General features: G+C 39.5%; 1 protein-coding gene. It reads right to left on the bottom strand.

Annotated features, from left to right (window positions below):
* Positions 1-6,734, bottom strand: a 6,734-nt coding sequence (locus tag H600_RS22125; protein WP_425337361.1) for an Ig-like domain-containing protein, incomplete at its 3' end; no start/stop codon positions are given.
* Positions 6,735-7,013: the final 279 nt, after the last annotated feature.

Genomic DNA, 7,013 nt, shown 5'->3' with positions numbered 1-7,013 from the left:
GCTGTCATAGCATCATACCAAACGATGTTTGTCTCATTGAACTGAACGCTTGCAAAAGTTGGAGCATTGATCAAGCAGAAGTTCTGAGTTCCTGCATTTACCAATGTCGGTGTGCCCGGATCGTTTACATTGATTACAACTGCCAATCTGGTCGCACTTTCGCAGCCTGTTGCCGGATCGCTGATTGAAGCGTAATAAGTGCCGCTTGCCAAGGCCTGAGTCGATGGAATCAAGTTTCCTGCTGTCATAGCATCATACCAAACGATGTTTGTCTCATTGAACTGAACGCTTGCGAATGTCGGAGCATTGATCAAGCAGAAGTTTTGTGTTCCTGCGTTTACCAATGTCGGTGTGCCAGGATCGTTTACATTGATTACAACTGCCAATCTTATCGCACTTTCGCAGCCTGTTGCCGGATCGCTGATTGAAGCATAATAAGTGCCGCTTGCCAAGGCCTGAGTCGATGGAATCAAGTTTCCTGCTGTCATAGCATCGTACCAAACGATGTTTGTCTCATTGAACTGAACGCTTGCAAATGTCGGAGCATTTACCAAACAGAAGTTTTGTGTTCCTGCGTTTACCAATGTCGGAGTTCCTGGATTGTTTACGTTAACAACAACTGCCAGACGAACACTACTTTCACAATTCGTAATCGGATCTTTTGCTGTAGCATAATAGGTTCCACTCGCCAAAGCATCAGTAGATAACAAAGGAGTTGTTGATGTGTTACTATTGTACCAAACTACATTAGATTCATTTACTTGGATATTAGCAACTGTCGGATTATTGATCAAACAGAAATTCTGAGTAGAATTTGTTGTAGTTGGTGTATTTGGATCACTAATAATAATTACTGCATCTTGTAATGTTTCTATTAAATTTTCACAAGTTCCATCGCTAGAAACCGCAACATAATAAGTTATTGGACTCACAGTGCGTGTTAAACCTGTAACCGTTAAAACTCCCGTAGTGCTTACTGAATAAGTTACTCCTGCAGGCGTATTGTTTACAAGAGGAGTTTTATTGTTGTCAGCGTACCACGTGAAAATAGGATTTGTCAATGTTGGTGCAATCGGCGTCAATGACGCTGCAACTCCATTACACACTGTTAAATCGTCTACTTGGATATCTGTTGCAACTGAAGGAGGCAAAATAGTAAATGTTATTTGTTTTCTATCTGCTTCAGCAGTTTCGCAATATTCATCTGAACTTACACCAACAAAATAAGTGTAAGTTCCTGGAATTAAACCACTCACAGTCAATGATGATCCTGTAGCACCAGCAACTGGTTGGCTTGCAGTCCCGTCAAATTTGTACCAATGATAAATTGGATTCGTAAATGTTCCCACTAAACTTGTAGCCAAAGTCACAGTTCCTGAAGGAGCACAAATTGAAGTTGTTGCCCCCCCATTCAAAGTGATATCTGCTAAAATATTCTCTGGGCTTGTTGCTCTAACCTCAACAGTAACTTCTCCTCTTGTCATTGCTTCACAACCATAACGTACTGGTTGAATATAGTATTTGTATGTTCCCGCTGCTAATGATGCTGGGACAGTATATGTTAAACCACTAGCTACGATAGAACCACCGGTAGGTGAATCATACCAAACATAAGTAGAACATGCTTCTTCTGGTATTTGAAGCGTTACAGTACCTCCAGGACAGACTGTCACCTTATTTGTTGATCCTCCTCCTATAACCGAAGTATTCGCAACACGTTCAACTGTATGAACTCGTAAGAATTCTAAAACCCCTGCAACACCGCCAAAACGGATTCTTACTCTGTCATATGATTCGGTTGGCGAAGAAACCAACACCATCGCCATCGTATTAGCTGATAATAATTTTAAGCTTAATAATGTACTATTATTTTGAATTGGTGCTCCAACTGCAACGTTTCCTAAATAACGCTGAATGCTAAAGCCTGTCAATAAATTAACATTCAAAATTGTACCTGGCTTTGAAATCACAATTCTCAACGTATCGCTTACTATAGATGGCGTTTTGAATTGAACCGTCATATCTGCTGCAGCAAGAGCTCCAACACCACTATACATCGTTGCAAAAGTCGTAACATCATTGTCAGCTATATTCCAAGCATCGCTAACTCCAACAGTTGCAGTTAATGCCCCTACGGGAAGTCCTAAATCAGTTGTTCCATAAAAAATATCTTGAATGTCTCCTGGGGTACAAGCAACTGTAGCAACAGACTTATTATAATAAGCTTCATATACTTTAGTGTTTTGAGCCACACTCAAAAGTGAACCAGATACAACTCTGACACCATCATAATCTTGTGGACCTGCCGCATTTGAAGGAACAAAAGTAAATTCGTATGCATTATCTCCTGGAAGTAAATTCAAAAGTGCTCCAGAAACTGGTTGTAATACTCCAATATCAACACCTGCCTTAGTTCCAATCACTGAAACTCCTTGCGCTACACCCAATCCGCTGAATTCAGATCCAAGTTTAATTGTAACTGGTGTTCCTTTTATAATATTACTAGACCATGTTAGATCTTGCCAAGTTGTACCAACTCCTAACACCCCAAGCCCAGTTACGATAGTCGAAAATGTTTGCGAATTTTTGTCAATTGCATTTGGTCCGTTTGCAACACCTCCTGTGATTATAGAACCAGAACTTTGACCATCAGCATATACTCTTTCTGTTAATAGTTGGCAATTGTCTGGATCTTTAACATTGATAGATAAAGTTCCTGTAACTGAACATGTTCCTAATGTTGCTACGACAGTATAAGTATAAATTCCAGGAACATTTAGAGCTCCTGTCATAAACGGAGGTCCTGCCAATGCATTTCCTTGCGGGTCATACCATGCCAATGTACCGTTTGAAGTCGCATTCAAAGTCACGTTTGTACCCTGAGCAACAGATTGTGCTGGATCGACAGTCAAGCTTGGCAGCGAATTAACTGTAACCGTAACTGCTTGTTTTGCAGAAGGACAATCATCTCCGCTACCTTGAGCTTGAATTGAGTAAACACCACTAATCGTTATACTCATTGCCGCTTCATCCGTCATAACTGTGTTTGAAGGATCAAAGAAAGTATAAGTTGTATTTCCGCTTGTATCAAGTGTTGTAATTGCATTTTTCAAATTCGCACTTCCACAAGCCACTAATGGCGAAGTAACTGCCAAAGTTGTCATTGTTGCTGGGAAACTAACAACTACCGGCTGTAGAGTATTGATAGCATTATCACAGCTTGTAGCATTTCCAACAGCAACATAATATGTATAAGATGCTCCTGAAGTAAATCCATTTATAGTAAGTGCTCCAGTTGACGTATTTTTAGAAAAAGTTACTCCTGGCTGTCCTGCAACTGTAGATCCAGTAATAATTTCTTGTGATTTAAGTTGATCTGTATAGTACTTAAATTGTGCTCCTGCTAAACCAGAAGTTGGAGCCAAAACGGCTGTTCCATCACACGATGACACGACTGGACTTGCAATAGTTATATCTGCCGCAACAGACAAAGGTAATACCGTTACTGTTACCGGCTGACGAACACTATTGATACATGTACCACCGCGAACTGCCTCTATGTAATACGTTTTTGAAGCTGTTAAATTTCCTGTAGGATAAGCGTTTGTATTTGTTGCCAAAGCTGTACCGCCACTAGCAACATCATACCAATTAAGTGTATCACCTGCAGTAGTAGAAGCAGTCAATGTTGTGGAAGTTCCAGAACAAATCGGAGAAGATGCCCCTGTAATTGCTGCTTCTTTATATCTGAATGAAGCTTCATAAATATCTAAACTAGTTAATAATGTTGCAATTCCTCCTAAACGAACTTCAACCGCTGTAAAATCACCAGATGTTACAAAACTTGCTTTGAAACGCTCACCGCCTAATAACTGAACACTTACTAATGAGCCAATATTCACTTGATCACTATTAGCTGCCACTCCATTATAACTTCTAAGCGTTATATATGAAAGTGCACTTACATCAGCTATTCCGCCAGGGATTCCTAATTCAACATCTATAATATCTCCCGCTTTTCCTGAAGTCGAAAAAGTAAGCATTTGTTGAATATATTCTCCAACTAAACCAACTGGCACTGTCAATCTAGCAGCGCTTGTACTACTTCCATCAACAGAAGCACCAGGAGTAGTAGCAAAACATGTAGCACAAAGTGTTATTCCGCCACCTTGCGAAGTCACCTGTCCATTTGCCTGCAAACAAGAAGTAATTGGTGCTACTGGCGTTACAACAACATTTATTGATGTTCTAGTTGCGCTAACACAATTTGAAGTACTTCTTGCTTCAATATAATACGTTTTGTCCACTGTTAAAGCTGGACTCGGTGTATAACTAGGATTGTCAGTGATTAATGCTGTTCCTCCTGTTGAAACATCGTACCAATCGTAAGCTACTCCAGCCAAAGGATTTGAAACCTGTAGAGTAACAACTTGTCCTGAAGGAATAATTACTGTTGAAGAAGCCACAATTGGAGCTGCTGGCAAAGGATTAACAGTAATTGCTGCTTGTGCACGTGTAGAATTAGCACAACTTCCAATTACTGATTCAACATAGTAATTTGTCGAAGAATTTAATGCTGGTGTCGTAAAAGAAGTTCCAGTGAATACTAAATTCCCAGCTGCCGCTGCATCATACCAGTTATAAGTTGTTCCCACCATTGGAGATTGAACTGCTATTGTTGCAGTTTGTCCTGCACAAACACTTGCTGAACCTCCGGTAAGAGTTGCCGTTACAGGATTATTAACCGTAATTGGTACTGCAAAACGAACACTATTTACACAACCATTTCGAGTTATTTCTGCCCAATAGGTTGTATCTGCAGTCAAATTTGGCGTTGTAAAAGCTGCAGTACTTGCCAATGAAGAACCACCAGTGGCTGCAGAATACCAATTAACGGTTTCTCCAACAGCAAGGCCTGCAGTTATTGTAGTATTTTGTCCGCTGCAAATATTTTGACTTCCAGTAATAGCTGGATCACTATATCTATAGCTTGCTTGATAAATATCTAAACTTGTTAAGGCAGAAACCAAACCACCCAAGCGAACTTCTACTCTGTCAAAATTTGCGCCCGCAGTAATACTCGCTCTAAAACGGTTTCCTCCTAATAATTGAACACTTACTAAATTATTTATCGAAACTCTATCATTATTGAATGTAGTTCCGTTGTATGTTGCCAAACTAATATAGTTCAACAAACTTAAATCAAGAACACCTCCTGGCAATTCTAATTCAACATCAATTATATCACCTGCTTTGCCTGGATTGTTAAATTGCAATGTTTGCTGAATCCATCCATTTATCAAACCAACTGGTACTGTCAAACGTGCCGCAGTATTAATATCACCATCAACAGAATTATCTGGATTCGTACTACTACACAACAAACAAATACCATTTAAACTTGTTTGCTGACTGTTAGCCTGCAAACAACCTCCTAATGGAGTATTTATTACATTAACGGTAATAGCAATTCTAGAAGCACTTACGCATCCGCCCGTTGCACTCTGAGTTTCTACATAGTAGGTTTTAGTAGCAGTTAAAATTGGAGTTGTAAAAGTTGTTGTATTAGTCGCAATAGCGGTTCCTCCTGTTGGAACATCATACCAATTTAGCGTTACTCCAGCTTCAGATGTTGTTGCGCTTAATGTTGCATTCTGTCCCGATTGGATTGTTACGCTTTGTGTCAATGCTGTAGGTACAGCAGGAACTGCAACCGAAACTACGTCAACTTGAGTTCGAGTAGGGCTAATACAGCTACCTATAACAGCTTCCACATAAAAGCTAGTTGTTCCAAGAGGAACGGTTGGAGAATAAGAATTTCCCGAAGCTAATACCGTAGTACTTGCTGGTGAAGAATACCAATTATAGGTAGTCCCTGGAATTGGGTTAATTAAAGACAGCGTAGTTTGCTGCGTTGCCCCTGAAGAACATACTGAAGTTCCCGAAGAACTAATTGCAGGAGCTACAGGATTTGATACATTAACAACGACTGGCACACGATTGTTACCCTCGCATCCGCCTGCTCTAACCACACCTATATAATAAGTAGTATCGGCAGTTAAATTTGGAGTAACTAAAGTATTTCCATTTGCTAATGCTGTTGTCGATGAAGCTGAACTGTACCATGCTAAGGAAGTACCAGCCACAGGAGTAGCAATCAAAGTTGTGGATGCTCCAGAACAAATCGTCTGATTTAAACCTCCTGTCACTGTAGGTTTGGCAAAATCCAAACGAACATCATAAATTCTTAAATTTACCAAAAGACTCAAAATTCCACCTACCTGAATTTGTACTTGATTTGCATCTCCAGGAACGGTGTATCGGACCTCGCCAATAGCATTTCCAGATAATAAACTTAAGTTCAAAACTGGGCTATTCAACGCCACTCTTGGGCCTACATCTGTTCCTGAAAGCTTAGTTTGTATTGAGACATTAGACAAAAGTCCAACGTCAAGCAAACCGTTTCCTGTTCCTAAATAAAGTACAATTTCATCTCCAGCTCTCACAGTCTGATTCAATGTCATGGTCTCTTCAACCAGACAAAGAAGTCCAACCGCATTTTGCAGAGTTGCAAATGTCGTTAGGCCCGGATCATTATCATAGGCCAATGTTGGGTTGCTTACATCTAAACCTACACATAATAAACCTGCTTGACTGTTTGTTTGCGACACTGGTCTACAAACAGTCTGAGAAAAAGCATTACTACATAATAGGAATAAAAATAATAGCCCCATTAATCTCTTCTGAAAGTTGAGATTACAAAAAGTAAAATTTTTTTTCATAATTTGGAAGATTAGAAAATGGACAATAAAAAGCCTGCTGCGTTAAGCACACATGCCTACGCAATTTTAAAAAACACTAATAATCAACTATTAAAAACGAAATTTAAAGCGTTTGGGGCTTAACCTTAAATTACATTTCAACAAAAAAAATCATAATTGTATACATCTGTCTATGTATACCAAAGAGTACTTTTATTCATTTTGAATAAGAACTCTCCCAAAACATTTAGG

The organism is Flavobacterium denitrificans DSM 15936 (assembly GCF_000425445.1).
GTDB lineage: Bacteria > Bacteroidota > Bacteroidia > Flavobacteriales > Flavobacteriaceae > Flavobacterium > Flavobacterium denitrificans.
The sequence above is the reverse complement of the archived record's forward strand: the minus strand, read 5'-3'. Positions and strand labels throughout refer to the sequence as shown.